Genomic DNA, 24,089 nt, shown 5'->3' on the forward strand with positions numbered 1-24,089 from the left:
TAGCCTGCCGCCTTGCCCTGTCCTAGTCTTTCCTCAAGAACCTGAGCGGATGCCGATGACCAAGGTCGCCAACCTCGCCGAAATCCGTCCCACCTCGGCGATCGAAGCCCCGGACACGAGCGTGAATGCGCGCGAGGCCTTCGGCCTCGATATCGACATGCAGGTGCCTGCCTTCTCGCAGCGCACCGAGCACGTGCCGGAGGTGGACGACACCTACCGCTTCGACCGCGAGACGACGCTCGCCATCGTCGCCGGCTTCGCTAACAACCGGCGCGTGATGATCCAGGGCTACCATGGCACCGGCAAGTCGACTCATATCGAGCAGGTCGCGGCCCGGCTGAACTGGCCCTGCATCCGCGTCAACCTCGACAGCCACATCAGCCGCATCGACCTGATCGGCAAGGACGCCATCGTCCTGAAGGATGGCAAGCAGGTGACGGAGTTCCGCGAGGGCATCCTGCCCTGGGCGCTCCAGCACCCCTGCGCACTCGTCTTCGACGAGTATGATGCCGGCCGGCCGGATGTGATGTTCGTAATCCAGCGCGTGCTGGAGGTCGAGGGCAAGCTGACCCTGCTCGACCAGAACCGGGTGATCCGGCCGAACCCCTATTTCCGCCTCTTCGCCACGGCGAATACGGTCGGGCTGGGTGACACGACCGGCCTCTATCACGGCACCCAGCAGATCAACCAGGGCCAGATGGACCGCTGGAACATCGTCGCCACGCTGAACTACCTGCCGCATACGCAGGAGACGCAGATCGTGATGGCGAAGCTCGGCATCGACCCGTCGGATGCCAAGATGAAGAAGCGGGTGGAGGCGATGGTGGCGCTGGCCGACCTCACCCGCGCCGGCTTCATCGCCGGTGACATCTCGACCGTCATGTCCCCGCGCACCGTCATCACCTGGGCCGAGAACACCCGCATCTTCGGTGATGTCGGCTTCGCCTTCCGCCTCACCTTCCTCAATAAGTGCGATGAGGCGGAGCGGAGCACGGTGGCCGAGTACTACCAGCGCTGCTTCAACGAGGATCTGCCGAGCACCGGCCTGCTGAAGAAGGCGGGGTAGCCTCCTCCCCATTGTGCGCGCCTGCGGCTGTCCCGATGCCGCGGGCGCGTCGCCTTGAGAAGCATCGAGCAATCGGGCCGGCGGCCGGAACGAAGCGGAAGCCATAGAATGTCGAAGCAGGACCTGACCCGCCAGGAAGAGTTCAAGCGCGCCACCGCCGGGACGTTGCGCGCCATCGCCCATGCCAATGCCGAGGTCCAGGTGGCCTTCCAGCCCGGCCCCGGCGGTGTGGCCGGCAAGCGGGTGCGTCTGCCCCTGCCGACCCGGGCATTGCCGCCGGCCGAGATGGCCAAGCTGCGCGGCGCGGCCGATGCGGCGGCGCTGCGGCTTCGGCATCATTCCGAATCCGTCCACGCCTCCCGCCTGCCGCAGCGGCGAGAGGCGAAGGAGGTCTACGACGCGCTCGAGGACGTCCGGGTCGAGGCCGTCGGCAGCCGGCACATGTCCGGCGTCGCCGCCAATCTCAGGGCCCGGCTGACCGATCTCTGCGAGACCGAGGGCTACGACCGGATGACCCGGAAGGACCAGCTGCCGCTGCCCGCGGCGCTGTCTCTCCTGGCCCGTGAGCGGATCTCGGGCGAGCCGGCGCCGGAGGCGGCCCACCGGGTGCTCGATCTCTGGCGCGATTCCCTTGGGGATCAGGCCGATGCGGCGCTGGACGAGATGTCCCGCAGCACGGAGGACCAGGACGCCTTCGCCCGTGCCGCTCGCAAGCTGCTGACCGCGCTCGACCTGGCCGAGGCCGAGGTGGAGAGCGAGGCGGAGGAGCAGGAGGACGGCGAGGAGAGCGGCGAGCAATCCAGCCAGCAGGACCAGTCCGGCGAGGGCGAGGCCCAGTCCCAGGATCAGGAGAGCATGCTCGGCGCCCAGCCCGAGACGATGCAGGGCGAGGCAGCCGAGGAAGAGGCGCAGGAAACCGAGGACGAGGGCGCCGCCGCCGAAGGCGACGACAAGCCTGGTGGCCCGCAACAGCGCCGCGAGGTGCCGCAGACCGACGATGCCAGCCGGTACCACCCCTTCACGACCGCCTTTGACGAGATCACCGAGGCGGAGGAGCTCTGCGACCCGGAGGAACTCGGCCGGCTGCGCCAGCAGCTCGACCAGCAGCTCTCGCATCTGCAGGGCGTCGTGTCCAAGCTGGCCAATCGGCTGCAGCGCCGCCTGCTGGCGCAGCAGCAGCGCGCCTGGGAGTTCGACCTCGAGGAAGGACAGCTCGACGCCGCGCGGCTCGCCCGCATCGTCGCCAACCCGATGCTTTCCCTCTCCTACAAGCGGGAGAGGGAGGCGGATTTCCGCGACACCGTCGTTTCCCTGCTGATCGATAATTCCGGATCTATGCGCGGGCGGCCGATCACCGTCGCCGCCATGTGCTCGGACATCCTGGCCCGTACGCTGGAACGCTGCGCGGTGAAGACCGAGATCCTCGGTTTCACCACGCGTGCCTGGAAGGGCGGGCAGAGCCGTGAGCGCTGGGTGCAGGAAGGCAAGCCGCGCAATCCGGGGCGGCTGAACGACCTTCGCCACGTCATCTACAAGGCGGCCGATGCACCCTGGCGGCGGGCGAGGAAGAATCTCGGCCTCATGCTGCGCGAGGGGCTGCTGAAGGAGAATATCGATGGCGAGGCGCTGGAATGGGCCTACAAGCGGCTGCGTAACCGGCCCGAGCATCGCCGCATCCTGATGGTGATCTCGGACGGTGCGCCGGTCGATGACAGCACCCTCTCGGTCAATCCTGGCAATTATCTCGAGCGGCACCTGCGCAAGGTCATCGGTGATATCGAGGGGCGCGGGGATGTCGAGCTCATCGCCATCGGCATCGGCCATGACGTCACCCGCTATTATCGCCGGGCCGTCACCATCGTGGATGCCGAGGAGCTGGGCGGCACGATGATGAAGAAGCTGGCCGAACTCTTCGACGAGGATGCCGCCGAAGCCTGGCAGCGGGCAGCCACGGAGCGCTCCGCCGTCCTCGTCTAGGACACGTCTCCACGATTCCGCTGCGCGGCTTCGTGGAAACTCCTATATTCGCTTCGATCCCGAAGCCTTGGCACAGCCTTCCGCGGCCGAGCCACGGAAGGATGACAGGCAAGGGTTGGTTGCGACATGCGTTCTCCGGTTTCGCGCGGGCTATCGCGCCGGTCGCTGCTGGCGACGTTGGTGCTCGGGGCCTGCTCGCGCGGCGGGGCGCAGTCCCCGGCACGGATCCTGGCGCTCAGCCCGCTGCCGACGGGCAGTCGGCTCGAGGCGCTGGGCGGGCTAGAGCTTGATGACGGGGTGCTCGGCTTCGGCGGGCTCTCCGCCCTGCATATCGATGACGATCTTCGGCTGACCGCGATCAGCGATCTTGGCCACTGGGTGACGGCCAGGTTGGCACTGCGCGAGGGTCGGCCGGAAGGCTTGGCCGATCTGCGCACGGGCCCCCTGCGGGACGGTAGCGGAATACCCTTGCGCCGCGGCTATGGCGGCGATGCGGAGTCGCTTGCGCGGCTGCCGGATGGTGGCTGGCTGGTCGGCTTCGAGCGCTGGCAGCGCATTCGCCGTTACCGCGATATCAGCGGGCCAGGCGAGTATGTGGAAGCGCCACCGGGCCTGGAATTCGCCCCACGGAATGGCGGGCTGGAATCGCTGGCGGTGCTGCCGGACGGGCGGTGGCTGGCGATCGCCGAGAGCTTCCTGCCACGAGGGGATGAGAGCCTGCGGCGCGCCTGGATCGGCGGGCCAGGGGCCTGGCGGCGCCTGGTCTACCGGCCGGCCGAGGGCTTCAACCCGGCCGATATGGCTCCCCTGCCCGGGGGCGGGGCGCTGGTGCTGGAGCGGAGCTTCTCGATCTTCGCCGGCTTCGGCGGGCGCGTGGTGCGGCTCTCGGCGGCACAGCTGAACGGGGCGGTGCTGGAAGGCGAGGAGATCCTCCGCCTGGACGCACCGGTGCCGCGCGACAATTATGAGGGGATTACGGTCTTCCGCCATGCAGGCCGGACCCTGGTGGCACTCGTCTCCGACGACAACGAGAACATGCTCCAGCGGACCCTGCTGCTGGTCTTCGCCGTGGTCGATGAATGAGGCGCTGCAGCGTCACGAGCTCAGGTAATCGATAATGCCTTGGGCGGCCGCTCGCCCGGTGCTGAAGCAGGCCTGCAACAGGTACCCGCCGGTCGGAGCTTCCCAGTCCAGCATCTCCCCGGCGAGGAAGGTGCCTGGCCGGCGCCGCAACATGAAATGCTCATCCACCTCCGCCCAGCCGACCCCGCCGGCGGTGGAGATGGCCCGCTCGATCGGCGCCGGGGCGGTGAGGCGGAGCGGAATGTCCTTCACCAAGCGGGAAAGCGGGAGCGCGGCGCCGCCGTGCAACGCCTCCTGCACCAGGCCGATGGCGATGGGGGCAAGGCCAGCGCGACGCAGGTGGTTCGACAGTGACAGACCACCCCGTGGGCCATCGAGCCGTGCCGCCAGCGCCTCGGGCGTCTCATCCGGGCGGAGGTCCAGCCGCAGCGTCACGCCGCCTTCCGCAGCGATCTCGTCGCGCAGTGGCGCGGACAGCGCATAGACCGCGCCGCCTTCGAGGCCGGATGCCGTCACCACCGCCTCGCCGCGCACCCGGCGCCCCCGGAATTCGAGGGCGATGCGCTTGAGCGGCTGCCCCTCGAAGCGTTGACGAAAGATGTCGGACCAGGCGTGGAGGAAGCCGCAATTGGAGGGGCGCAGCGGCACCACGCCGGGCAGCAGCCCGGTCCACAACCCGTCCGAGCCCAGCCGGGGCCAGGATGCGCCGCCGAGGGCCAAAAGGGTGGCGGCAGGGCGGCAAGCGACAGCGCCCGCCGGGCCGGTGAAGCGCAGGCCACCCTCCGTATCCCACCCTTCCCACCGGTGGCGCCCCCGCAGCGTGACCCCCTGCCCTGCCAGCCGGGACAGCCAGGCGCGCAGCAGGGGTGAGGCCTTGAGCGCCTTGGGAAAGACGCGGCCGCTGGTCCCGGTAAAGAGGGGCTGCCCCAACCCCTCTGCCCAAGCCATCAGCGCCGAGGGGGGAAAGGCACGGATCGCTGGCTCCAGCCGCGCCTGGACGGCGCCATATCGCGGCAGGAACGCCTCGAGCGGTTCGGAATGGGTGAGGTTCAGCCCGCCGCGGCCGGCGATGAGCAGCTTGCGGCCGGGGCTCGGCATATGATCGATGACAGTGACCGCCAGGCCGGCCGAAGCCAGGGTCTCGGCCGCCATCAGCCCGGCCGGTCCAGCGCCGATCACCATGACAGGTTGGGAGGTCATGTCAGCTTGTAACGCTGCCGCCGGCCGCGGTGAACCCGGGACGGTTCCGGCCGTTAGGGGGCAAACCGAAATGGAGAAGTCCCATGGCTGATGGTTTCCTGTCCAGCCTCCTGTCCCGCGCCGATGACGTTCGTGAGGGCGCCGAGCGCTATGGCCGTCGTGCCTCAGGCAACCTGCGCGATGCCGGCGACACCCTCCGCGACCGTGGCGGCGACGCGCGTGGCGAATTGTCGCGTCTCTGGGGTCAGCTGGAGGATCTGGTGGAGCGGCGCCTGAGCCCGGCGGCGCATGATGCCGCCCGCTATGCTGGCAGCTATGCGCGGGACGGCCGCGAGACAGCGCTCGATGTTGCCCAGCAGTTGCGGGACGTGACGCGGTCCCGCCCCCTGCTGGCGATCGGCATCGCGGTGGCCGCGACCTGGGCGATCAGCAGCATGCTGCGTAGCCGTCGGTAAGGCCGAAGTCCGGTCCAGGGCGACCAGGCCCTGGACCTGGCACCGGCGAAAGCCAAGATAAGGGGGCGATGAACCAGATCCTGCCCCCCGTCATGTTCTACCCGCCGAAGCGGCCCGCCCCGCCGCCGGAGCGGAAGCTTAAGGTCGTCTCCCCTTTCGAGCCGAATGGCGACCAGCCAGGGGCGATCCGCCAGCTTGTGGCCGGCCTTCGCGCCGGAGAACGGGATCAGGTGCTGCTCGGCGTCACGGGCTCGGGCAAGACCTTCACCATGGCGAAGGTGATCGAGCAGCTGCAGCGGCCAACGCTGATTCTGGCGCCGAACAAGACGCTCGCCGCCCAGCTCTATGGCGAGATGAAGAGCTTCTTCCCAGAGAACGCCGTCGAGTACTTCGTCTCCTACTACGACTACTACCAGCCCGAGGCCTATGTGCCGCGGACCGACACCTACATAGAAAAAGACGCCCAGATCAACGAGCAGATCGACCGCATGCGGCACTCCGCCACCCAGTCCTTGCTGGAGCGGAACGACGTGGTGATCGTCGCCTCCGTCTCCTGCATCTACGGCATCGGCTCGGTCGAGACCTATTCGCGGATGGTGGTGAAGCTCGAGACCGGCGGGCGGATCGACCGGGACACGCTGATCAAGGGGCTGGTCGAGCAGCAATACCGGCGCAACGACAGCTTCTTCGCCCGCGGCACCTTCCGCATCCGCGGCGAGACGGTGGATATCTGGCCAGCCCAGCTGGAGGATCGCGCCTGGCGCGTCAGCCTCTTCGGCGACGAGATCGATGGGCTGAAGGAATTCGATCCGCTGACCGGCGAGATCACCGGCGAGATGGCGCGGGCCCATATCTATGCCAACAGCCACTACGTCACGCCTCGGCCGACGATGCAGCAGGCGATCATCTCCATCAAGGCGGAGCTGAAGCAACGGCTGGCGGAACTGCATGCGGCAGGCCGCCTGCTGGAGGCACAGCGGCTGGAGCAGCGCACCCAATTCGACATCGAGATGCTGGAGACCACCGGCTCCTGCAAGGGCATCGAGAATTACAGCCGCTACCTGACCGGCCGGAAGCCAGGGGAGCCGCCGCCGACGCTGTTCGAGTACCTTCCCGAGAATGCATTGCTGGTTGTCGACGAGAGCCATGTCACCGTGGGCCAGCTCGGCGGCATGTATCGTGGCGACTTTGCACGGAAGACGGTGCTGAACGAATTCGGCTTCCGCCTGCCCTCCTGCACCGACAACCGGCCGCTGAAATTCGAGGAATGGGAGGCCTACCGGCCCGAAACCGTCTTCGTCAGCGCGACGCCAGGGCCCTGGGAGATGGAGCGCACCGGCGGCACCTTCGCCGAGCAGGTCATCCGCCCGACCGGGCTGATCGACCCGGTGACCGAGATCCGCCCGGTCGAGGGCCAGGTGGACGACCTGCTGGCCGAATGCCGCGACCAGATCGCCAAGGGTGGCCGCGTGCTGGTGACGACGCTCACCAAGCGCATGGCGGAGGACCTGACCGAGTACATGACGGAGGCGGGCATCAAGGTCCGCTACCTGCACTCGGATGTCGATACGCTGGAGCGGATCGAGATCATCCGCGATCTCCGCCGTGGCGTGTTCGACGTGCTCGTCGGCATCAACCTGCTGCGCGAGGGGCTCGACATCCCGGAATGCACGCTGGTCGCCATTCTCGACGCCGACAAGGAAGGCTTCCTCCGCTCCGCCACCTCGCTGATCCAGACCATCGGCCGCGCGGCGCGCAATGCCGAGGGGCGCGTCGTGCTCTATGCCGACCGGATGACGGACAGCCTCAGGAAGGCGCTGGAGGAGACCGAGCGGCGCCGGACCAAGCAGATGGCCTGGAACGCCGAGCACGGCATCACGCCCCAGACCATCAAGCGGCAGATCGCCGATGTCATGCAGTCCGTCTACGAGCAGGACTACGTGACGGTCGAGGCGGTGGAGGGCGATGCCTCCGCGCAGTTCATCGGCAGCAACCTGCGAGCTACCATCGCCGAGCTGGAGAAGCGTATGCGGGCCGCCGCCGCCGATCTGGAATTCGAGGAGGCGGCGCGGCTGCGCGACGAGATCAAGCGGATGGAAGCGCTCGATCTCGGGCTGGAACCGAACCTCGCCGGGCGCAGCCTGCAGGACAGTGCCCCCAAGGCCGGTGCCAGGCCGTCCAGGCCGAAGGGCGACTGGAAGCCGAAGCCCCTCGGGCCTGGTGGTGGTGGCTATGACCCGGAGAAGCGGCGCGGCGGCCGGCGCCGGGCCTGACCCAGGGAACACCCTGCCCACCCTCCGCGTTGGCGACATCAAAAGCGAGGAGGCGGACATGGGTGAATTCACCGGCAGGATTGCCATCGACCGGCCAGCAACGGAGGTCTTCGCCTTCCTGTCCGACCCCACCGCCATGCCGCGCTACCTGCAGACCGTCCGCAAGGTGGAGCAGCAGGGGCCAGGGCGCATCGCCATGGAAGGCGAGGCACAGGGCCATTCCTACCGTGACGAAGGCTGGATCCAGGTCGACCCCGAGGGGCGGCGGATGCGGTGGGGGTCCGACCGGCTGAAGGATTACGGCGGGAGCCTCGAAGTCACCGAGGCCGGCAGCGGCGCCGAGGTCTCGCTGCAGCTCAGCATCGTGCCGGAACCCGCGGTCGCCGAGCGGATGGAGCGCGAGGCGGGGGCGGTGGATCATGCCATACGCATCGCCATGGAGAGAACGCTCGGTGCCATCAAGGCGGCCTGCGAAGGGCGCGAGGATGCGCCGCGCAGCGCGGACGATCTGCCCGACAGCCGGCCCTTCGGCAGCAGCGCCACGCTCAACCCGGACATCTGAGTCCGGCCTGGTCAGGGCGTATCCGTTCGCACGCGCTCACGAAGGCGCTCTGACCTGTTTGCCGGGCGTGCCCTAACCCGGCGTTGCCGATGACGCGCCGGAGGGCAGCCAGACCTTGAAGCAGGCGCCCATTGCCGGTTCGCTCTCGATGAGCAGCAGGCCACGATGCCGGTTGACTATGTGCTTCACGATGGCCAAGCCAAGGCCGGTGCCGCCAGCGCTGCGCGAGCGGCCCCGATCGACACGGTAGAACCGTTCGGTCAGGCGTGGGATGTGCTCGGCGGGAATGCCGGGACCATCATCCAGCACGGCCAGCAACACGCCAGGCCGCGCCGGCAGCCTTGGGCCACCTGTGCAGCGCGCAACGGAGAGGCGCACGGCGCCGCCTTCCCGCCCATGGCGCACCGCATTCTCCAGCAGGTTGCGGAGCACCTGGGCGACCTGTTCGCCATCGGCCGGCGTCGCCATGGCGCCTGGCTCCAATTCGGCTGAGAGGGTCACGCCCCGGGCCCGGAAAAGCGGCTCCAGCGCATCCGCCTCGGCCCGGGCGATGCCGGCCACATCGGCCTGGCCAGTGGGCGGTTGGTGCTCGGTCAACTCGATGCGGGAGAGGCCGAGCAGGTCGTCGATCAGCCGGCGCATCCGCTCCGACTGCTCCGCCATGATGCCGAGGAAGCGCTGGCGGGCCGCAGGGTCATCCTCGGCCGGCCCGCGCAGGGTCTCGATGAAGCCGATCAGGCTGGCCAGCGGGGTGCGCAGCTCATGGCTGGCATTGGCCACGAAGTCGGCGCGCATCCGCTCGACCGCGCGCTCGCGCGAGCGGTCGGACAGGACGATGACGATGCGCCCGCCATCGGCCAGCTCCGGCTCCATCGGGATCACCTGGGCCGCGATCTCGCGCACCACAGGGACCGGCAGGACAAGATCCGCGGTCTGCGGCTGCCGCTCGGCCAGCGCCCGATCCACGGCGGCGGCGAGCATCGGGTGGCGCAGCAGGGCGGCGACATCGCCGTCGCGCGGCGGGCCACCGCCGGCAGCCCCGAACAGGGCCCGGGCGGCGGCATTGGCCCGCAGCGGCCGCCGCTCCGGCGACAGCACGAGCAGCGGGTCCGGCAGGCGCTCGACGATCGCCTCATCGGCCCGGCGGAGGCGGCCGACAAGTTCGCCCTGATCGGCCAGCCTACGTGCCAGCCGGTCAACGCCCTCGGCGATTTCGGCGACCGCAGGCAGCAAGGGCGTGTTGTCCGGCGGCACAAGCCGGCCATCGGCCGCGGCCGCGCGGCGCAGGGCCTCGGCGAGCCGGGCGAGGTTGCCGATCCAGAGCTGCGCCACGGCCAATGCCGCAAGCAGGCAGGCGAGGAGGGCCAGCGCCCCTGGCCCTGGCGCCAACTCGCCTTCGGCCAGCAGCAGCAGCAGCACGAGAGCCGGCACGGCCCCGATCAGGCCCGCGGCCGCGATCACCCGGCCCAGTGGCGGCGGCGCCATGGCCGTCCCTAGCTGGCGCCGGGGATGGGCGCCGGCTGGACAAGGCGGGGCTCACCCGAGGGATCGACGGAGAAGATGGCGAGGCCATGCTGCGCCAGCCCGTCCGGCTCGAGACGGACCGGACCGTCGGCTCCGAGCATCGCCTCGCCGATCGGTGCCATGCCGCCGCGCGCCGCGCGGCTGGCCAGCGCCGCAGCATCATAGGCGACGCCGGCCAGGCGCGGTGGCCTCTCGCCGAATGCCGACTGATAGCGCTGGTCGAAGGCTGCGCGGGTCGCCGGGTCAGGGCCGGGGAACCAGGCATCGGCCAGGGCCGGCTCCTGCGCCACCACCGGGTCCTGCGCCCAGAGCACGGTCCCGAGCAGGCGGGGCTTGGCCGGCTGTGCTGTGGCCAGCACCTGCGCGGCCGCCTTGGCGCGCTCGCCCGACAGGCCGAGCAGGACGGCGTCCAATCCGTCCGGCCCGGCCTGGGCGATCAGGTCCCGGGCGGCGGAGGCGCTGTCGCCGAGCCGCGCCTGCAGCACCACCAGTGGCGCAGGGAGGCCGAGCGCCGGCAGCCGGGTGCGCAGGGCAGCGGCGAGGCGGCGGCCGAAGGCGTCATCCGGGGCGATCAGGCCGAAGCGGCGGGCGCCGGCCTCAGCAGCCGCAGCGGCCACCCGCTCGGCCTGCTCGGCCGGGGTGGTGCCGAGCACCCAGACGCCATTGCCGGCCTGCGCCGCATCACTGGTGAAGGCCATGACCGGGGCACCGGCGGCACGGGCCGGGGCGGCCACGGCGCCGGTCTCGGCCAGGGTGAGTGGGCCGGCCAGCGCCCGGGCCCCCTCGCCCAGCGCCGACTGCGCGGCCTGCGCGGCACCAGCCGCCGTGCTCCCGGTATCGCGGGGGAGGAATTCGATGCCGGGGTCGGCCCGGTCGAACAGGGCCAGCTGAGCGGCGTTCAGCATCGCTTGGCCAAGCGGGCGGTTGGCGCCCGAAAGCGGCAACAGGAGGCCAACACGCGTACGCGCCACCTCGGGCAGCGCTGCGGCCGGGGTCTGGTAGGCCGGCACGGTATAGGCCGGCGGGGCTTGCGCGATGCAGGCAGCGAGGGGCAAGAGCAGGACGAGCCGCAACAGGTGGCGAAATGGGGTGCGGCGTAATGGAACCTGCAAGCGAACCTCCTGACCCTTCCCCCGAGGGGCCGCTGCCAGGGCTGACCCTGGTGGCGACGCCGATCGGCAATCTCGGCGATCTCTCGCCCCGCGCCCTCTCCACGCTGCGCGGCGCGGATGCCGTGCTCTGCGAGGATACGAGGGTAACCGGCGCCATGCTGGCACGACATGGCGTTTCAGTGACCCTGCTTCCTCTGCACGAGCACAACGAGGATGACCAGACCCCCCGCATCCTCGCGCGCCTCGCGGCGAGGGAGCGGCTCGCGCTCGTTTCCGATGCGGGGACGCCGCTGGTCTCCGACCCCGGCTACCGGCTGGTGCGGGCGGCGATCGCGGCCGGGCTGCCGGTGGGTGCGGTGCCCGGGCCGAATGCGGCGGTGATGGCGCTGACCCTCTCGGGCCTGCCACCCCATCCCTTCCTGTTCCAGGGCTTCCTGCCATCGAAGCAGGGGCCACGGGCGGCGGAGATTGCCCGCCTCCGGGCGGCGGAGCGGGCCGGGCTGGACGCCAGCCTCATCCTCTACGAGGCCCCGCATCGGCTGGCGGAGACGCTGGAGGCACTGGCGGAAGGGCTCGGCGGTGAACGGCCGGCTGCGGTCGCGCGGGAGATGACGAAGCGGTTCGAGGAAGTGCGCCGGGGCAGCCTTGCCAGCCTCGCGGCCCATTATGCCGCCGAACCGGCGCGGGGCGAAATCGTGATCGTGATCGGGCCGGCGCCCGAGGAAGCGGCCGGCGAGGCGGAGCTGGACCGGGCGCTGCGAGACGCGCAGGCGTCGGGATTGAGCCTGCGGGACGCGGCCGCGGCGGTGGCTGCGGCAACGGGGCTACCGCGGAAGCAGGTCTACCGACGCGCGCTGGAACTGGGCGGCGGCGAGGGCTGAGCCCGTCGATCTAGCGCAGCAGCACGGGCAGCATGGCGTCGAGCCGCATGCGGCCCTCATCGGTGGCGCGGAGGCGGCCGGCCTCCGTCCATTCGAGATAGCCCTCCTCGATACAGGCCAGCAGCATCGCCGGGTCGAGCGCGCTGGCGAGCGCCAGGCCGCTGCGTGCCTCGATACGCGCCGGATCGACGCCCTCGGCTAGGCGAAGGCCCATCAGCAACGCCTCGCGCGCACGGTCCTCGGGTGCAAGGCGCTCCTCCTCCACCGTGCCATGGCCATGGCGGCCGACACGGGCGAGCCATTCCTCCGGCGCACGATGGCGCCGGGTGGCGAGCATCACGCCTCCCAGCAGGAGGCGCTGATGCGCACCGGGGCCGATGCCGAGATAGTCGCCATAGCGCCAGTAGGTGAGGTTGTGCCGGCTCTCGGCGCCCGCTTTTGCGTAGTTCGATATCTCGTAGGGGGCGAGGCCGAAGCGGGCCGCCTCCTCCACCGTAGCCCAGTAGAGCCGGGCGGCCTCCTCGGCATCCGGCAGGGTGAAGGCGCCACGGGCATGTTCGGTGGCGAAGCGCGTCCCCGGTTCGATGGTGAGTTGGTAGAGGGAGAGGTGGTCGGCGGCGAGCGCCAGCGCCTGGCGCAACTCGGCCCGCCAGGCGGCCTCGGGCTGGCCGGGGCGGGCATAGATCAGGTCGAAGGAGAGGCGGGGGAAGATCGCGCGCCCGGTCTCCAGCGCCGCCACCGCCTCCGCCGCGTTGTGCTCGCGGCCGAGGAAGCGGAGCGCCGCCCCGTCGAGCGCCTGGACGCCGAGGGAGAGGCGGTTGACCCCGGCTGCATGGATCTCGGCAAGGCGGGTAGCCTCGACGCTGGTCGGGTTGGCTTCCAGCGTCACCTCGAGGTCGGGCGGCGCCTCGAACAATGCGCGGGCCTCGGCGATCAGGGCGGCCACCGTCTCGGGCGGCATCAGACTCGGCGTGCCGCCGCCGAAGAAAATGCTGGCGAGCGGCCGCCGGCCTACCCGCGCCGCCTCATGCGCCAACTCCTGCCGCAGCGCCGAACGCCATGCGGCCTGATCGATGCCTGCGCGCACATGGCTGTTGAAATCGCAATACGGGCACTTTCGCAGGCAGAACGGCCAGTGGATATAGAGCGCGAGGGGTTCCATGATGGGCCCGATATGGCGATGCGCAGGCGGCTTGTCGAACGCGCGGCCCCAAGCCAGGACCAGAAAGATGCCGCTTCCGGTCACCGCCCTCTACGCCGCCCTGCTCGGCCTCGTCTATGCCGGGCTGACCCTCCTGGTGGTCCGCGGCCGCTTCGGCACCGGGGTCATGCTCGGCAACGGCGAAGACCGGGGCCTGCACCGGGCAGTACGGGCGCATGGGAATTTCGCCGAATTCGTGCCGATCATCCTGATCCTCATCGGCCTGGGCGAGGGCCTGAAGCTCTCCGCCTTCCTGCTGCACCTGCTGGGTGCGGGGCTGCTGGTGGCGCGCATCCTCCACGCCATCGGCATCAGCCGGGAGCCGGATCTGCGGCCGGCCCGGGGCGGCGGGGCGATACTGACCCTCGCGGTGCTGATCATCGCCAGCCTCGCCGTGCTCGGCCGGGCGCTTACGGCGATCAATGTCCTGGGCTAGCCTTCCCCGTCACACCGAGGAGGGAAAGCCATGACCACGACCGTGAAGGAGATGGTGGCCGCAGCCAATGCCGCGGTGCCGCGGATCAGCCCGGCCGAGGCCCAGGCGCTGCACGCCAAGGGTGAGGCCGTCTTCATCGACCTGCGCGAGCCGGCGGAGATCGCCGCCTCCGGCAAGGTGCCGGGCGCGCTCCCCATTCCGCGCGGCCTGCTCGAGTTCCGCGTGGATCCGGAGAGCCCGGCGCGGGACCCGGCGCTCGGCAAGCCCACCGTCATCACCTACTGCGCCTCGGGCGGCCGCGCCGCGCTGGCCGGGCAGATGATGAAGCAACTCGGCTATGGCGATGTGCGCAACCTGGGCGGCTTCAAGGACTGGGTGGAGAACGGCGGCGCCGTGGAAAAAGGCTGACGCCATGGCGCGCCCCATCCGCCGCATCGCGGTCATCGGCGCCGGGACGATCGGCGCGAGTTGGGCCGCCTGGTTCCTCAGCCGCGGGCTGGAGGTGGTGGCGAGCGACCCCTCCCCCGATGCACCCGGCCTGATCCGCCGCATGGTGGAGACGGCCTGGCCGATCCTGCAGCAGCTCGGGGCGACGGCCGATGCCGATCCGGGGCGCTGGCGCTTCGAGCCGGACCCGGTCAAGGCCGTCGAGGGCTGCGATGCCGTGCAGGAAAGCGCGCCGGAGCGCTACGAAGTGAAGCAGCCGCTGCTGCGCGCCATCAGCGCGGCGCTGCCGGAGGGTGCGCTGATCCTCCTCTCCTCCTCCGGCTTGCTGGTCAGCCGCCTGTCCGAGGGCTGTACCCATCCGGAGCGGGTGGTGATCGGCCATCCCTTCAACCCGCCCCACCTCATTCCGCTGGTCGAGGTGGTCGGCGGCACGACGGCGAGCCCGGAGGCGGTGCAGGCGGCGGTCGCCTTCTACCAGGCAATCGGCAAGTACCCGATCGTGCTGAACAAGGAGGTGCCGGGGCACCTAGCAAACCGGCTGCAGGCGGCACTGTGGCGCGAGGCGGTGCATATGGTGGCGGAGGGCGTCGCCAGCGTCGCCGATGTGGACGCCGCGATCAGCCAGGGGCCTGGGCTGCGCTGGGCGCTGATGGGGCCCCATGCCACCTTCCACCTGGCCGGTGGCGAAGGCGGCTACGCCCATTTCATGCACCACCTGATGCCTGCGGTGACGAGTTGGTGGGAGAGCCTTGGCAACCCGGTGCTGACGCCGGAATTGCAGAAGGCGCTGATCGACGGCGTCACGCAGGAAACCGGCGGGCGGCCGATCCCCGCGCTGGCGGCGGACCGGGATGCCGCGCTGGTGCGGCTGCTGGCGGCGAAAACCGGCTGACCGGATGCCCGCGAGGCCGCCAGGCGGCCTCGCGGATGCGGCCCCCTGCCCCGTTACAGGCGCCCCGTCAGGGCCATGATGAGCAGCACGACGACGATAATTCCAAGGATGCCGCTCGGGTAGTAGCCCCAGCCACTGCTGTAGGGCCAGGTTGGAAGCACGCCCAGCAGCACCACGATCAGGATGATCAACAGGATCGTCGAATTCATCGCTCGCCCTCCGTCCGGCACCGTGCCGGTGCGAAGAGCCAACGTTATTAAATGGGCGTGGTTGCGATCAGGTCAACGCAGAAATTCCGGCGAGACGAGGCTGGGCAGCAGCAGCACGATCGAGGGGAAGAGGATGATCAATGCCAGCACCCCGAACATCGGCAGCAGCATGATCATCGTATCCTTCAGCGCATCGCCGACACGCATCCCGGCGACCGAGCAGGCAATCATCAGGCATAGGCCATAGGGCGGCGTCACCAGGCCGAAGGCCAGGGAGATGATGCCGATCATGGCGAAATGCACCGGGTCCATCCCCACCGCCTGGGTCAGTGGCTGGAGGATGGCGCCGACGATGATGATGGCTGGAATGGCATCGAGGAAGCAGCCGACGACGAGAAAGACGCCAGCGATGAAGAAGCCGGTGCCGATCCGCCCCATGCCCCAGGCCTGAACGCCCGACAGCAGGTATTCAGGGATCTGATAGAAGGCCAGAAGCCAACCGAAGGCCGAGGCAGTGCCGACGCAGAACAGGGTGACGCCGGCCAGCCGGCCGGTATCGCCAAGCGCGTTGACGAGACCGCGCCAATCCATCTCCCGATAGACCAGCAGCGAGAGGAAGCCGGCATAGAGCACGGCGATGCAGGCGCTCTCCGTCGCGGTGAACCAGCCGAAGATCTTGCCCCCGATGATGATGAGCGGCGTCATCAGCGCCGGGATGGAGACGAGGAAGGCGCGGCCGACCTCGCCCAGCATCGCCCGCGGATAGGTCGGGTAGCCACGCGCCTTCGCATAGGCATGGACGGTGCCCATCTGCACGATCGCGATCAGTGCGCCGGGGATGACGCCGGCGAGGAAGAGCGCCCCGATCGAGACCGTCAGCACGCCGCCCCAGACGATCATCAGGATGGAGGGCGGGATGATGACGGCGAGCACCGCCGAGACGGCGGTGATGGCGACGGAAAAGCTGTCGTCATAACCCTCCTTCCGCTGCGCCTCGATGAAGATCTTGGACTGGCTGGCCGCATCGGCCGTGCTGCTGCCCGAGATGCCGGCGAAGAAGAAGGAGAGCACCACGTTGATCTGCGCGAGCCCACCCGGGAAATGCCCGACCAGGGTGCGTGAGAGCGTCATCAGACGGTCCGTGATGCCGCCGATATTCATCAGGTTGGCGGTCAGCAGGAAGAAGGGAACAGCAAGCAGGATGAAGGAGTTGTAGGCGTTGAAGGTCTCCTGCGCGAGCATCATGGGCGAGAGCCGCGGCTCGATGAGCAGGATCGGCAGACAGGCGAGGCCGAGCGCGACGGCGACCGGCACGCGCAGCACCAGCAAGAGGAAGAAGATGCCGAAGAGGATCTGCGCGGCGCTGCCGGCGCCGAGGACATTGCCGCCCATCACGCCTGCTCCCTCAGCACCGCGGCCGCGTTCAGCATCCGCTCCGCCTCAAACAGGAGCCAGACCGCGCCAGCGATGGGCCAGGCGGCGTGAATGATCCAGAGCGGCAGCTCCGCCAGCTCGCTGATGCGGTAGATGGCAAATTCGGTGAACTCCCACCCCCACCAGAGAAAGACAAGGGCGAAGATCAGCACGAAGCTGCCGGCGACGAGCTCGACCTTGGCCTCGCCGCGGGGTGAGAGCCGCGGGAAGACATCTACGACGAAATGCGTTCCCTCCCGCACTGCCAGCATGGCGCCCAGCATCACCGCATAGACAAGGCAGAAGCGCGCCAGCTCCTCCGTCCAGATATAGGCCGGGATGAGCGGCGTGTAGCGCGAGAGGATCTGCAGCGTGACGGGGAAGACGAGGACGGCAACGCTGATGATCAGCAGGAAGGCGATAAGGCTGGCGAGCGCGGCATTCACGCGGCGCAGCAGCGCCGGCGCGCCGGGGGCATGAGGCAGCATAGGGATTCCTTGCAGGCGGCACCGGGTCGGCCCCGGTGCCGCGCGGGAGGTCAGGCGGTCAGCGCGTTGATGCGGTTGAGGATGCCCTCGGCATCGATCTCCCGCGCATAGGCGGCCATCACCGGATCGACGAGACGCTTCATCTCGGCCCGCTCGGTGAACTCCACCCGATGCAGCCGGCCGCCCTTCTCGAGCGTCTCGAGAATCTGGCTGTCGGCGCCGGCTTCGGCCGTGCGGTGGAAGGCGCTGGCCTCGCGGCCGGCGCGGCGGATCGCCGCCTGCAGGTCGTTGGGCAGGCGGCCCAGGACCTGGGTCGAGACGCAGAGCGGGCGGATGGTGATGGCATGCTGCGTCATCGAGAGCTGCGGCGCCACCTCGTAAAAGCGCATCTGCTCGACGCCGGCCGCCTCGTTCTCGCCGCCATCGATGACGTTGTTCTGGATGGCGTTGTAGATCTCGTTATAGGCAATGACGGTCGGCGACATGCCGATGGCGGAGAAGGTGCGCGACCAGATGGGGGCGCCCTGGACACGGACCTTGAGGCCCTTCAGCCCGGCGAGGTTGGTCACGCGCTTGTTGAAGAAGATGTTGCGCACGCCGCCGCCGCCATAGCCGATCATCGCCACCCGGGCGCGCTTCTCCACCTCATCGGCCACCGGCTTGAACATGTCCTGGTCGAGCACGGCGTTCCAATGAGCCGTGTCCCGGAACAGGAAGGGCGCGTCGACGAAGGGTGCCGCCTTCGAGAAGGTGGACATATGGGCCGGCGAGACGATGGCATAGTCCACGGCCCGGCCTTGGGCCATGTACTCGAAATACTGCTTCTCGAGCCCAAGGCTGCTGTTCTTGTGCAGGACGAAGTTGACCGGCTTGCCGTAATACTGCTTCACCAGCTCCTCGAAGCGGACGAGCGCCTTGGTATAGGGGTGGTCGTCACCGAATTGGGAAGCGCCGTTCAGGGTGATCGTGCCCTGGGCGCGAACGGGGATGGCGAGGAGGGCGGGCGCGGCCAGCGCCGCGCCGAGCAGGGACCTGCGGTACATTCTTATTCTCCCTTGGACGGACTCGGCCGGCTTGGTGCCGACTCTGAACGGGAGGGTAACCGCAAATCATGCCGGGTGGGAACTGGGCCTTGGCAGCCCGTCCCCGCGCCCCGCCAGCAGGATCAGCCGAGATGGGCGGCGAAGAAGGCAAGCGTCCGCTCCTGCGCGCGGGCCGCATCGGCGGGGACGTAGCTGCCTCGCTCCTCGCAGCCGAAGCCATGGCCGGCGCCGGGATAGACGAAGACCTCGACGCCCGGCTGGGCCTGCCGGATCGCCTCCACATCCGTCATCGGGATCGAGCCATCCGTCTCGCCGAAATGGAGTTGCACCGGGCAGGTCGGCTTCTCATCCCGTGCCGCGGCGATGCCGCCGCCATACCAGCCAACGCTGGCCGAGAAGGCGCTGCTGCGTGTTGCGCCATGCCAGGCGATGGTCCCGCCCCAGCAATAGCCGACAATGCCGCGCTTGAGCCCGCGCGGCAGGGCAGCGGCGGCGGCAAGGATGTCCAGCAGCGTCTTGCCCGGGTCGATCTGGCCACGCAGGCCGAGGCCGCGCTGGATATCGCCTCCCTCATAGCCAAGCTCGGTGCCGCGCTCCGCCCGGTCGAACAGCGCGGGGCTGACGACGGCATAGCCCGCGGCGGCGAAATCGTCGCAGACCCGGCGCATGTGCCGGTTCACCCCGAAGATCTCCTGCACGACGACGAGACCCGCCTTGGCCTCGGGGGGCCCGGCAGTATAGGCGCTGAGCACATGGCCGTCGGCGGCGGTCAGCTCGATGGTCGGCATGGAAAGCCCTCCCCTTCTGGGTTGCAGGGCCTATGCTGCGGGCATGGGCGAAATCGTCAACCTGAAGCAGGCGAAGAAACGGCAGGCCCGGGCGCAGGCCACGGCCGAGGCGGCAGCCAACCGGGCGAAGCATGGCCGGACGGCAGCCGAAAAGGCGAATGACCGGAGGGCCGAGGCGCGGCGCCAGGCGCTGCTTGATGGGGCACGGCAAGGGCCGGAGGCTTGCGCCGAGGACGGCTGAGGGATTTCCTCCCTGTCCCGACTCCACGGCCACCATCAGGGACCCGCATGCGCCATCCCCTTCCCATCCTCGGCCTTCTGCTGCTGGCCGCCTGCGCCAACGAGACCGCGCTGCCCGAGGCGACCTCTGCCCCCTCCGGCACCGCCACGGCACGAGCCGCCCCACCCCCGTCCCGTGTGACCGAATTCGACGGGCGCTGGATCGGCACCGTGACCCTCAACCCCGACCGGACACGGGAATGCCCCCGCGCGCCCTCCGGCGAACGGGAGATCACGATTACGCAGGGCCGGGCCGTCTTCGCGCTGAACCCGCAGATCCGGCAAACCCAGACCGGCACGGTGAATGCTGACGGCTCGATCCGCATGGTCGATGCGCTCGACCGCACCATCGCCACCGCGGGCCTCTTCGCCGATGGCCTGTTCCAGGGTGAGTACCGCAACGGGCTGTGCACCTATGCAGTGCGCCTGGTGAAGCGCAACTGATGCTGCCCCGGTGCCATATCCTGGCCGGCCTCCCACCCGGCGTCTCGCCCAGCAGCCATGCGGTGGAGGCCGATGGCTGGATCCACCTGACCGGCCAGCTCGGCCGGGACCTGGACAACCCGGCGGCGCCGCTGCCGGAGGGTTGCGCGGCGCAGGCGGAGCGGGCACTCGGCAACCTCGCGCGCGTGCTCGCGGCGCTCGGCCTCGGGATGGAGAACCTGGTGTCCTGCCGGGTCTATCTCACCCGCTTCGAGGCCGATTACGCGGCGCTGAACGAGGTCTGGGCCCGGAGCTTTGCGGAGGGAGCACGCCCGAGCCGGGTCTGCATCGGCGTCACGGCCCTCGCGCTCGGCGCAGTGGTGGAGATCGAGGCGGTGGCGCGGCGCCCCTGACGAGCGCTTATCGCGGTCCGCCCTCGGAAGGTGGCGCCCGCCGCTCGATCCAGGCGGAGAGCCGCCGCAGCAGCACATGGGCGAAGAAGACCAGCGCGGTGAGAGCCAGCGCCATGCCGTAGTCGCCGAGGCCGCTCGCGGTGCCGATGGCGGCCACGGCCCAGAAGGTGGCGGCGGTGGAGAGGCCCCGGACCGTCATGCCACGCCGCAGGATCACCCCGGCGCCGAGGAAACCCACCCCGGTGGCGATGGCGCCAAGCGCCGCACCAGGATTGCTGCCGCCATGCAGCACGGCGATGCGGGCGAAGATGCAGGCCGCGGCCGCCACGATGGCGCATGACCGCAACCCGCCTGGATGGCGGCGCCATTCCCGCTCCGCCCCAATCAGCGCCCCGAGGCCGAAGGCGATGGCGACGGCCAGCGCATTGGCGCTGAAGGACCCGGGCAGCATCGGCTCAGCCTTCCATCAGCCCCTCATCCTCCGAGCGCGGCGGCCGGCGCCGGCGGACCACCCGGGCCGCCGGCTTCAGGACGATATTGACCGCGAGCACGAGGAGTGTGAGCCAGATGGCCGCCACCTCCTCCCCCGCCCCGGCATTGGCGCCGATGGCGGCGAGGCACCAGAGAGTCGCCGCCGTGGAAAGACCGCGTATCGAGGCGCCGTCCTTCATGATCGCGCCGGCGCCGAGGAAGCCGACCCCGGTGGCGATCGCCCCGAAGCCGGCACCGAGATTGCCCGGATCGACCCGCACCACCACGAGATCGGCGAAGGCCGCGGCGGTGGTGCAGACGAGGACGCAGGGGCGCAGGCCGGCGGCATTGCGCCGCCACTCCCGCTCCAGCCCGACCAGCGCGCCCAGCACGAAGGCGAGCGGCAGACCGAGCAGGGTGACATCCGCCGTCAGCCAATCCCAGGCGCCGCCGAACATGGATCAGACGTTGAAGCGGAAGAGCAGGACGTCGCCGTCCTTCACCACATACTCCTTGCCCTCGACCCGCATCTTGCCGGCCTCCTTGGCGCCTTGCTCGCCGCCAAGGGCGATGTAGTCGTCATAGGCGATGGTCTCGCAGGCGATGAAGCCGCGCTCGAAATCGCCATGGATGACGCCGGCGGCCTGCGGCGCCTTCATGCCACGCGTGATGGTCCAGGCCCGCGTCTCCTTCGGGCCCACCGTGAAATAGGTGAGCAGGCCGAGCAGGGCGTAGCCGGCGCGGATGACGCGGTCGAGACCGCCCTCGTGCAGGCCGAGGCTCTCGAGGAAGTCGCCGCGGTCCTCCTGCGCCATCTGGCTGATCTCGGCCTCAATGGCGGCGGAGACGATCACCGCGCTCGCACCCTGCGCGCGGGCCATGGCGAAGACCCGCTCCGACTGGGCATTGCCGGAGGCGGCCGAGGCTTCCTCCACGTTGCACACATAGAGCACCGGCTTGGTCGTCAGCAGCTGCAGCCGCTTCGCCGCCTCCTCCTCGCCTTTCGGCACCGCGGTGCGGGCCGGCTTGCCGTCCTGCAGCGCCTTCACGATGGGGTCGATCAGCGAGAGCTGCTGTGTCGCCTCCTTGTCGCCGTTGCGGGCGCGCTTCTGCAGGCCGAGCTGGCGCTTCTCGAGGCCATCGAGATCGGCGAGCATCAGCTCGGTCTCGACCGTCTCGGCGTCGCGCACCGGGTCGACGCTGCCCTCGACATGGGTGACGTCGCCATCCTCGAAGCAGCGGAGGACATGAACGATGGCATCCACCTCGCGGATATTGGCGAGGAACTGGTTGCCGAGGCCCTCGCCCTTGGAGGCGCCACGGACCAGGCCGGCGATGTCGACGAACTCAAGCGTCGTGGGGACGATCTTCTGGCTCTTGCCGATCTTCGCCAGCGCTTGCAGCCGCGGGTCGGGCACGCCGACGCGGCCGACATTCGGCTCGATCGTGCAGAAGGGGTAGTTCGCCGCCTGGGCCGCGGCAGTCTCGGTCAGGGCGTTGAAGAGAGTCGATTTGCCGACATTGGGTAGGCCGACGATGCCGCAGTTGAAACCCATGGTGAACTCCTAGGCGGCGCTGGCGAGGGCTTGGGCCAGCGCCTCGGCGATGGTGGTGGCGGCGATGCGGGCGGCGCCGTCATCGGTGCCGAGGGAGAGCGAGGCGGCGCGAAGCGACGGCACCAGCAGATGGGGGGCGACGCCGGCGCGGCGGGCGGCGGCGGCGATGCGCTCGGCCGGGTCCCCGCCGGGAGCGATGAGTTCGGCGGCCTCCAGCAGCAGGGCGGCCTTCAACGCGGCCTCCCCGGCGGCGGCCATGGCAAGACGCTGGCGGCGGATATCGGAGAGCGGGCCGCCCATCGGGTCGCCCGGCGTCACCGCCGCGGCGGCACGGAGGGAGGCAGCGGCCTGGGCCAGCACCGCAGCCTCCCGCACCAGGGCGGCGGCGAGAGCCGCGGCGCCATTGGCGAAGTCCCCGGGCCCGGGGCCACCCATCATCTGGGCGGCGAAATCGGCCTCATCCTCCGGCTGCATCAGCGGGCCTCCTGGGTGAGCAGGGCGATGCGGGTCATGAATTCCTCGGGCTTGCCGGTGGCCAACAGCGGCGCCGTCTCGGCAAGCGCATCGAGCAAGGGCTCGAGCCAGGTATCCACCTTGGCGAAATTGCCGAGCACATGGCCGGTCACGCGATCCTTGTGGCCGGGATGGCCGATGCCGAGGCGCACGCGCCAGAAATCCGGCGTGCCAAGGGCCCGCTGCATGTCACGGAGGCCGTTATGCCCGGCCGCGCCACCCCCGCGCTTCACCCGGACCTTGCCGGGGGCGAGGTCGAGTTCGTCATGGAAGGCCCAGATATCGCCGGGCGGGATCTTGTGGAAACCGGCGGCAGGCTGCACCGACTCGCCGGAGCCGTTCATGTAGGTCTGCGGCTTGAGGGCGAGGACTTTGACCCCCGCGATGCTGCCCTCGGCAACAAGGCCTTTGTAGCGGCTGCGCCAGGGGGAGAATCCATGACGCCGGACGATCGCGTCCAGCGCCATGAACCCGATATTGTGGCGATGCCGCGCCTGGGAGGGCTCGGGATTGCCCAGGCCAACCCAGAGCAGCATCGCCGTTCGACCTTACTTCTTCTTCGCAGGAGCCTTGGCGGCAGCGGCCGGGGCGGCGCCGCCCTTGGCAGCCTTGCCCTTCGGCGCCGTCTCCGTCGCCGGAGCAGCCACCGGGGCGATTTCCTCGACCACCGTCGGGGCGGCGATGGTCGCCACCACGAAGTCGCGGTCGAGCACCGCCTTGGTACCGAAGCTATCCTTCACCGCGGACCAGCGCAGGCTGTCGCCGATGCCAGCTTCCGCCAGGTCGATCTGGAAGGCTTCCGGCACGGCGTCCGGGTCGGCCAGCACCTCGATCTCACGGCGGACGACATTCAGCACGCCGCCAGCCTTGAGGCCCGGGCAGGTATCCTCGTTCAGGAAGGCCACCGGCACGCGGACGCGGATGCGCTGGCCGGCGGCGAGGCGCTGGAAGTCCACATGCAACGGCCGGTCGGTCACCGGGTGGAACTGGATGTCGCGCATCAAGGTGCGCTCCGTCCCGCCACCCTTCACGGCGACCTCGTACAGGTGGCTCTGCCAGCCGCCCTTGTGCAATTCCTTCATCACGTCACGCGGGTCGAGGGCGATCAGCGTCGCCTCCTGCTTCGCGCCGTAGATGACTGCGGGGACAAGTCCCCCTTTCCGAGTTGCGCGCGCCGCCCCCTTACCGGCCTGCTCACGCGCCTCGGCCTCGATCCGGATGGTTTGGACCATGGTCGGTGCTCCGTATGCTCAGGATATGGACCCGGTATGGGGCCGATTGCCCAACGCCGAGTGCGCGGGCCTCCAGGGGTGCCCGCGACGTGGGGGCCTTAGCGGATCGGCCACCTGCTGGCAACAGAGCGCTGCAAAGGGGGCGCTGGAAA

28 protein-coding genes are annotated in these 24,089 nt (G+C 69.7%); 13 read left to right on the plus strand and 15 right to left on the minus strand.

Annotation, left to right across the window (positions count from 1 at the left end):
* Positions 1-55 precede the first annotated feature (55 nt).
* The 3 genes from cobS (at position 56) to BLR02_RS15840 (ending at position 4,126) form a co-directional block, all read left to right on the plus strand.
* Positions 56-1,066, plus strand: a complete 1,011-nt coding sequence (gene cobS / locus BLR02_RS15830) for a cobaltochelatase subunit CobS (RefSeq protein ID WP_090561708.1) — start codon at positions 56-58, stop codon at positions 1,064-1,066.
* Between the two features lie 108 nt (positions 1,067-1,174).
* Positions 1,175-3,043, plus strand: a complete 1,869-nt coding sequence (cobT, locus tag BLR02_RS15835) for a cobaltochelatase subunit CobT (protein ID WP_090561707.1) — start codon at positions 1,175-1,177, stop codon at positions 3,041-3,043.
* A gap of 126 nt (positions 3,044-3,169) precedes the next feature.
* Entirely contained in the window at positions 3,170-4,126 is a 957-nt protein-coding gene (locus BLR02_RS15840) for an esterase-like activity of phytase family protein (RefSeq protein ID WP_090663884.1), read from the plus strand.
* A 12-nt stretch (positions 4,127-4,138) separates the two neighbouring features.
* Here BLR02_RS15840 and BLR02_RS15845 read toward each other — a convergent pair whose 3' ends face one another.
* On the minus strand, positions 4,139-5,326 hold the full coding sequence (locus BLR02_RS15845; protein WP_090663885.1) for a BaiN/RdsA family NAD(P)/FAD-dependent oxidoreductase: 1,188 nt from the start codon (positions 5,324-5,326) through the stop codon (positions 4,139-4,141).
* 83 nt (positions 5,327-5,409) lie between these two features.
* Here BLR02_RS15845 and BLR02_RS15850 point away from each other — a divergent pair, with 83 nt between their 5' ends.
* The 3 genes from BLR02_RS15850 to BLR02_RS15860 all read left to right on the plus strand — a co-directional run bounded on the left by BLR02_RS15850 (position 5,410) and on the right by BLR02_RS15860 (position 8,616).
* On the plus strand, positions 5,410-5,781 hold the full coding sequence (locus tag BLR02_RS15850) for a hypothetical protein (protein ID WP_090561703.1): 372 nt from the start codon (positions 5,410-5,412) through the stop codon (positions 5,779-5,781).
* A gap of 92 nt (positions 5,782-5,873) precedes the next feature.
* Positions 5,874-8,054: an excinuclease ABC subunit UvrB gene (gene uvrB, locus BLR02_RS15855; RefSeq protein WP_408735519.1), complete on the plus strand. Its 2,181-nt coding sequence runs from the start codon at positions 5,874-5,876 to the stop codon at positions 8,052-8,054.
* 58 nt (positions 8,055-8,112) lie between these two features.
* Positions 8,113-8,616 (plus strand): SRPBCC family protein, encoded by a 504-nt coding sequence (locus BLR02_RS15860; RefSeq protein WP_143021049.1) that lies wholly within the window; start codon positions 8,113-8,115, stop codon positions 8,614-8,616.
* A 72-nt stretch (positions 8,617-8,688) separates the two neighbouring features.
* On the opposite strand, the gene BLR02_RS15865 is transcribed toward BLR02_RS15860, so the two are convergent.
* Both BLR02_RS15865 and BLR02_RS15870 read right to left on the minus strand, forming a co-directional pair.
* Positions 8,689-10,101, minus strand: a complete 1,413-nt coding sequence (locus BLR02_RS15865; RefSeq protein WP_090663888.1) for an ATP-binding protein — start codon at positions 10,099-10,101, stop codon at positions 8,689-8,691.
* 8 nt (positions 10,102-10,109) lie between these two features.
* Positions 10,110-11,252 (minus strand): penicillin-binding protein activator, encoded by a 1,143-nt coding sequence (locus tag BLR02_RS15870; protein ID WP_176849610.1) that lies wholly within the window; start codon positions 11,250-11,252, stop codon positions 10,110-10,112.
* Here BLR02_RS15870 and rsmI point away from each other — a divergent pair.
* Positions 11,240-12,133: a 16S rRNA (cytidine(1402)-2'-O)-methyltransferase gene (gene rsmI, locus BLR02_RS15875; protein ID WP_090561695.1), complete on the plus strand. Its 894-nt coding sequence runs from the start codon at positions 11,240-11,242 to the stop codon at positions 12,131-12,133. The genes BLR02_RS15870 and rsmI overlap by 13 nt on opposite strands.
* A 10-nt stretch (positions 12,134-12,143) precedes the next feature.
* Here rsmI and hemW read toward each other — a convergent pair whose 3' ends face one another.
* Complete coding sequence (gene hemW, locus BLR02_RS15880; protein ID WP_090561693.1) at positions 12,144-13,295, minus strand: radical SAM family heme chaperone HemW; 1,152 nt, start codon at positions 13,293-13,295, stop codon at positions 12,144-12,146.
* Positions 13,296-13,362: 67 nt separating this feature from the next.
* Between hemW and BLR02_RS15885 the strand changes: the two genes are divergently transcribed.
* The 3 genes from BLR02_RS15885 to BLR02_RS15895 are packed head-to-tail and all read left to right on the plus strand — an operon-like array spanning position 13,363 to position 15,109.
* Complete coding sequence (locus tag BLR02_RS15885; protein WP_176849611.1) at positions 13,363-13,770, plus strand: MAPEG family protein; 408 nt, start codon at positions 13,363-13,365, stop codon at positions 13,768-13,770.
* A 30-nt stretch (positions 13,771-13,800) separates the two neighbouring features.
* The gene (locus BLR02_RS15890; RefSeq protein ID WP_090561689.1) at positions 13,801-14,178 is read left to right on the plus strand and encodes a rhodanese-like domain-containing protein; all 378 of its coding nucleotides are present in this window, start codon (positions 13,801-13,803) and stop codon (positions 14,176-14,178) included.
* Positions 14,179-14,182: 4 nt separating this feature from the next.
* Positions 14,183-15,109, plus strand: a complete 927-nt coding sequence (locus BLR02_RS15895) for a 3-hydroxyacyl-CoA dehydrogenase NAD-binding domain-containing protein (protein ID WP_090561688.1) — start codon at positions 14,183-14,185, stop codon at positions 15,107-15,109.
* A gap of 53 nt (positions 15,110-15,162) precedes the next feature.
* Here the strand turns inward: BLR02_RS15895 and BLR02_RS15900 are convergent, their stop codons facing one another.
* From BLR02_RS15900 to BLR02_RS15920, 5 genes are all read right to left on the minus strand, one after another.
* On the minus strand, positions 15,163-15,318 hold the full coding sequence (locus BLR02_RS15900; RefSeq protein WP_090561686.1) for a DUF3309 domain-containing protein: 156 nt from the start codon (positions 15,316-15,318) through the stop codon (positions 15,163-15,165).
* A 72-nt stretch (positions 15,319-15,390) separates the two neighbouring features.
* A complete protein-coding gene (locus BLR02_RS15905; protein ID WP_090663889.1) occupies positions 15,391-16,710 on the minus strand; it encodes a TRAP transporter large permease in 1,320 nt (439 codons plus the stop codon).
* Positions 16,710-17,219: a TRAP transporter small permease gene (locus BLR02_RS15910; protein ID WP_090561682.1), complete on the minus strand. Its 510-nt coding sequence runs from the start codon at positions 17,217-17,219 to the stop codon at positions 16,710-16,712. Before BLR02_RS15910 ends, BLR02_RS15905 begins: the two co-directional genes overlap by 1 nt.
* A gap of 50 nt (positions 17,220-17,269) precedes the next feature.
* On the minus strand, positions 17,270-18,262 hold the full coding sequence (locus BLR02_RS15915) for a TRAP transporter substrate-binding protein (RefSeq protein WP_090561680.1): 993 nt from the start codon (positions 18,260-18,262) through the stop codon (positions 17,270-17,272).
* Between the two features lie 122 nt (positions 18,263-18,384).
* A complete protein-coding gene (locus tag BLR02_RS15920; RefSeq protein WP_090561678.1) occupies positions 18,385-19,050 on the minus strand; it encodes a dienelactone hydrolase family protein in 666 nt (221 codons plus the stop codon).
* A gap of 43 nt (positions 19,051-19,093) precedes the next feature.
* Here BLR02_RS15920 and BLR02_RS15925 point away from each other — a divergent pair, with 43 nt between their 5' ends.
* The 3 genes from BLR02_RS15925 to BLR02_RS15935 are packed head-to-tail and all read left to right on the plus strand — an operon-like array spanning position 19,094 to position 20,165.
* Positions 19,094-19,291, plus strand: coding sequence for a DUF4169 family protein (locus BLR02_RS15925; RefSeq protein WP_090663890.1), 198 nt, complete (start codon positions 19,094-19,096; stop codon positions 19,289-19,291).
* Positions 19,292-19,338: 47 nt separating this feature from the next.
* Positions 19,339-19,773: a hypothetical protein gene (locus BLR02_RS15930; protein WP_090663891.1), complete on the plus strand. Its 435-nt coding sequence runs from the start codon at positions 19,339-19,341 to the stop codon at positions 19,771-19,773.
* Positions 19,773-20,165, plus strand: a complete 393-nt coding sequence (locus BLR02_RS15935; RefSeq protein WP_090663892.1) for a RidA family protein — start codon at positions 19,773-19,775, stop codon at positions 20,163-20,165. The genes BLR02_RS15930 and BLR02_RS15935 overlap by 1 nt, the downstream gene beginning before the upstream one ends.
* 7 nt (positions 20,166-20,172) lie before the next feature.
* Here the strand turns inward: BLR02_RS15935 and BLR02_RS15940 are convergent, their stop codons facing one another.
* From BLR02_RS15940 to BLR02_RS15965, 6 genes are read right to left on the minus strand one after another with little or no spacing between them, the layout of a single operon-like run.
* Complete coding sequence (locus BLR02_RS15940; protein WP_090561670.1) at positions 20,173-20,616, minus strand: MgtC/SapB family protein; 444 nt, start codon at positions 20,614-20,616, stop codon at positions 20,173-20,175.
* A 4-nt stretch (positions 20,617-20,620) separates the two neighbouring features.
* A complete protein-coding gene (locus tag BLR02_RS15945) occupies positions 20,621-21,094 on the minus strand; it encodes an MgtC/SapB family protein (RefSeq protein ID WP_090663893.1) in 474 nt (157 codons plus the stop codon).
* A gap of 3 nt (positions 21,095-21,097) precedes the next feature.
* Positions 21,098-22,192: a redox-regulated ATPase YchF gene (gene ychF, locus BLR02_RS15950; RefSeq protein ID WP_090663894.1), complete on the minus strand. Its 1,095-nt coding sequence runs from the start codon at positions 22,190-22,192 to the stop codon at positions 21,098-21,100.
* Positions 22,193-22,201: 9 nt separating this feature from the next.
* Positions 22,202-22,666: a hypothetical protein gene (locus BLR02_RS15955; protein ID WP_090561665.1), complete on the minus strand. Its 465-nt coding sequence runs from the start codon at positions 22,664-22,666 to the stop codon at positions 22,202-22,204.
* Positions 22,666-23,241, minus strand: coding sequence for an aminoacyl-tRNA hydrolase (gene pth / locus BLR02_RS15960; protein ID WP_090561663.1), 576 nt, complete (start codon positions 23,239-23,241; stop codon positions 22,666-22,668). The genes BLR02_RS15955 and pth overlap by 1 nt, the downstream gene beginning before the upstream one ends.
* Before the next feature lie 12 nt (positions 23,242-23,253).
* The gene (locus tag BLR02_RS15965; RefSeq protein ID WP_090561661.1) at positions 23,254-23,937 is read right to left on the minus strand and encodes a 50S ribosomal protein L25/general stress protein Ctc; all 684 of its coding nucleotides are present in this window, start codon (positions 23,935-23,937) and stop codon (positions 23,254-23,256) included.
* Positions 23,938-24,089: the final 152 nt, after the last annotated feature.

Source organism: Belnapia rosea (assembly GCF_900101615.1).
In the GTDB taxonomy this organism is placed as follows: domain Bacteria; phylum Pseudomonadota; class Alphaproteobacteria; order Acetobacterales; family Acetobacteraceae; genus Belnapia; species Belnapia rosea.

What these genes read in the sequence shown, in the direction of transcription:
- BLR02_RS15885 (WP_176849611.1), top strand. Translation starts at nt 13,363, where the DNA reads ATGCCGCTTCCGGTCACCGCCCTCTACGCCGCCCTGCTCGGCCTCGTC.
- BLR02_RS15895 (WP_090561688.1), top strand. Translation starts at nt 14,183, where the DNA reads ATGGCGCGCCCCATCCGCCGCATCGCGGTCATCGGCGCCGGGACGATC.
- uvrB (WP_408735519.1), top strand. Translation starts at nt 5,874, where the DNA reads ATGTTCTACCCGCCGAAGCGGCCCGCCCCGCCGCCGGAGCGGAAGCTT.
- BLR02_RS15955 (WP_090561665.1), bottom strand. Translation starts at nt 22,666, where the DNA reads ATGCAGCCGGAGGATGAGGCCGATTTCGCCGCCCAGATGATGGGTGGC.
- ychF (WP_090663894.1), bottom strand. Translation starts at nt 22,192, where the DNA reads ATGGGTTTCAACTGCGGCATCGTCGGCCTACCCAATGTCGGCAAATCG.
- BLR02_RS15910 (WP_090561682.1), bottom strand. Translation starts at nt 17,219, where the DNA reads ATGCTGCCTCATGCCCCCGGCGCGCCGGCGCTGCTGCGCCGCGTGAAT.
- BLR02_RS15850 (WP_090561703.1), top strand. Translation starts at nt 5,410, where the DNA reads ATGGCTGATGGTTTCCTGTCCAGCCTCCTGTCCCGCGCCGATGACGTT.
- BLR02_RS15920 (WP_090561678.1), bottom strand. Translation starts at nt 19,050, where the DNA reads ATGCCGACCATCGAGCTGACCGCCGCCGACGGCCATGTGCTCAGCGCC.
- hemW (WP_090561693.1), bottom strand. Translation starts at nt 13,295, where the DNA reads ATGGAACCCCTCGCGCTCTATATCCACTGGCCGTTCTGCCTGCGAAAG.
- BLR02_RS15890 (WP_090561689.1), top strand. Translation starts at nt 13,801, where the DNA reads ATGACCACGACCGTGAAGGAGATGGTGGCCGCAGCCAATGCCGCGGTG.
- BLR02_RS15930 (WP_090663891.1), top strand. Translation starts at nt 19,339, where the DNA reads ATGCGCCATCCCCTTCCCATCCTCGGCCTTCTGCTGCTGGCCGCCTGC.
- BLR02_RS15915 (WP_090561680.1), bottom strand. Translation starts at nt 18,262, where the DNA reads ATGTACCGCAGGTCCCTGCTCGGCGCGGCGCTGGCCGCGCCCGCCCTC.
- pth (WP_090561663.1), bottom strand. Translation starts at nt 23,241, where the DNA reads ATGCTGCTCTGGGTTGGCCTGGGCAATCCCGAGCCCTCCCAGGCGCGG.
- cobS (WP_090561708.1), top strand. Translation starts at nt 56, where the DNA reads ATGACCAAGGTCGCCAACCTCGCCGAAATCCGTCCCACCTCGGCGATC.
- BLR02_RS15860 (WP_143021049.1), top strand. Translation starts at nt 8,113, where the DNA reads ATGGGTGAATTCACCGGCAGGATTGCCATCGACCGGCCAGCAACGGAG.
- BLR02_RS15965 (WP_090561661.1), bottom strand. Translation starts at nt 23,937, where the DNA reads ATGGTCCAAACCATCCGGATCGAGGCCGAGGCGCGTGAGCAGGCCGGT.
- BLR02_RS15940 (WP_090561670.1), bottom strand. Translation starts at nt 20,616, where the DNA reads ATGCTGCCCGGGTCCTTCAGCGCCAATGCGCTGGCCGTCGCCATCGCC.
- BLR02_RS15845 (WP_090663885.1), bottom strand. Translation starts at nt 5,326, where the DNA reads ATGACCTCCCAACCTGTCATGGTGATCGGCGCTGGACCGGCCGGGCTG.
- cobT (WP_090561707.1), top strand. Translation starts at nt 1,175, where the DNA reads ATGTCGAAGCAGGACCTGACCCGCCAGGAAGAGTTCAAGCGCGCCACC.
- rsmI (WP_090561695.1), top strand. Translation starts at nt 11,240, where the DNA reads ATGGAACCTGCAAGCGAACCTCCTGACCCTTCCCCCGAGGGGCCGCTG.
- BLR02_RS15935 (WP_090663892.1), top strand. Translation starts at nt 19,773, where the DNA reads ATGCTGCCCCGGTGCCATATCCTGGCCGGCCTCCCACCCGGCGTCTCG.
- BLR02_RS15925 (WP_090663890.1), top strand. Translation starts at nt 19,094, where the DNA reads ATGGGCGAAATCGTCAACCTGAAGCAGGCGAAGAAACGGCAGGCCCGG.
- BLR02_RS15945 (WP_090663893.1), bottom strand. Translation starts at nt 21,094, where the DNA reads ATGTTCGGCGGCGCCTGGGATTGGCTGACGGCGGATGTCACCCTGCTC.
- BLR02_RS15865 (WP_090663888.1), bottom strand. Translation starts at nt 10,101, where the DNA reads ATGGCGCCGCCGCCACTGGGCCGGGTGATCGCGGCCGCGGGCCTGATC.
- BLR02_RS15900 (WP_090561686.1), bottom strand. Translation starts at nt 15,318, where the DNA reads ATGAATTCGACGATCCTGTTGATCATCCTGATCGTGGTGCTGCTGGGC.
- BLR02_RS15840 (WP_090663884.1), top strand. Translation starts at nt 3,170, where the DNA reads ATGCGTTCTCCGGTTTCGCGCGGGCTATCGCGCCGGTCGCTGCTGGCG.
- BLR02_RS15905 (WP_090663889.1), bottom strand. Translation starts at nt 16,710, where the DNA reads ATGGGCGGCAATGTCCTCGGCGCCGGCAGCGCCGCGCAGATCCTCTTC.